This is a genomic window from Lacticaseibacillus sp. 30, from assembly GCF_053819265.1.
Map to the genome: position 1 here is coordinate 1 of NZ_JBSOQX010000070.1, position 1,105 is coordinate 1,105.

2 protein-coding genes and 1 pseudogene are annotated in these 1,105 nt (G+C 41.4%); all 3 read left to right on the forward strand.

Annotated features, from left to right (window positions below; genetic code table 11):
- The coding region (locus ACWPAB_RS15315; protein ID WP_454807432.1) for a DDE-type integrase/transposase/recombinase at window positions 1–408 on the forward strand (408 nt) is incomplete at its 5' end.
- A gap of 66 nt (window positions 409–474) precedes the next feature.
- Window positions 475–585, forward strand: a pseudogene (locus ACWPAB_RS15320) (restriction endonuclease subunit S); the annotation flags it as partial.
- 212 nt (window positions 586–797) lie between these two features.
- Window positions 798–860: a putative holin-like toxin gene (locus ACWPAB_RS15325; protein WP_230083882.1), complete on the forward strand. Its 63-nt coding sequence runs from the start codon at window positions 798–800 to the stop codon at window positions 858–860.
- Window positions 861–1,105: the final 245 nt, after the last annotated feature.

The window sequence follows — 1,105 nt, forward strand, 5'->3', positions numbered from 1 at the left end:
ATTGACAGTAACGGTTTGAACATGGATTTTGAGCTACGAAAACACCGCGATTATACCGCATCCTATCACTTTTTGAAGCGTCTCTTGACGACCAATGGTCGGCCTGATCGATTAGTCACTGATCAATATCGGGCAACACTGAAAGCAGTGAAGCACCTGATAAAGCAAGACTATTTGAGCAAATCAGCCCACCAATGTTCCAAATATCGAAATAATTTGATTGAACAGGACCACCGATTCATTAAACGTCATCGTGTCCGCTCAGCAAGCTTTCAAAGCATTCGAACCGCTAGTGCAACGTTGAGCGGTGTGGAAATTGTTCACGCAATACGCAAAAGAACCCGACGAGAGTTAAGTCTCATCGGGTTCTCAGTCGTGGACGAATTAGAAGCATTGTTAGCTGCATAACCTTCAACATAGGATCAATAGCTGGTTAGATGGTCATCTCTCAGACTGTTTGCACCAGATCTAGAAAAAATAGGTAAGTTCTTCAAACAATTAGATAAAACTATCGCTCTTCATCAGCGTAAGCTTGAAAAACTCCAAGAACTTAAAAAAGGGTATCTACAAAAGATGTTTTGCTGAGCTTAATTTGATCAAATTTAGGATCCTATGAAACCCCATGATTTAATTTTTATTGTGCTTGGTCAACACTTAATTCACCTGTATAATGGATTACGCAGGAAGTTTTAAGGGCGGTGGCTGTCTTTTCCCTTGCGAGGTGAGGCCCATGGGAACATGGAATAATCTTCAGGAAGGTTTCACAGTCAATGAGCGTCTTCCAGACACTCTCGTTGATGTTGCTATTTGCAATGTTTATTTTAGCGTTGCTAACGTACATCGACAAAAGGAACAAATAAAAAAGCCGCCCTGCGTAACTTTGGCCAGTTACAGGGTAGCTTAATGCTGTCTTATTAACTTCGCCACCGCCTTTGAAGCGGCTTGCATGGGAAGTCCTGTTCTAGCGGGGCTTCCTTTTTTCTGTCTACATTATAGCATGACTATAATGGACTTTCGACTATTTTTAATCAACTTTCTGCCAGTTTTAGGGAACACACGTTTGCTTTATATGCTACAATACAGGTAAAAGCTAACGGAAGTGATC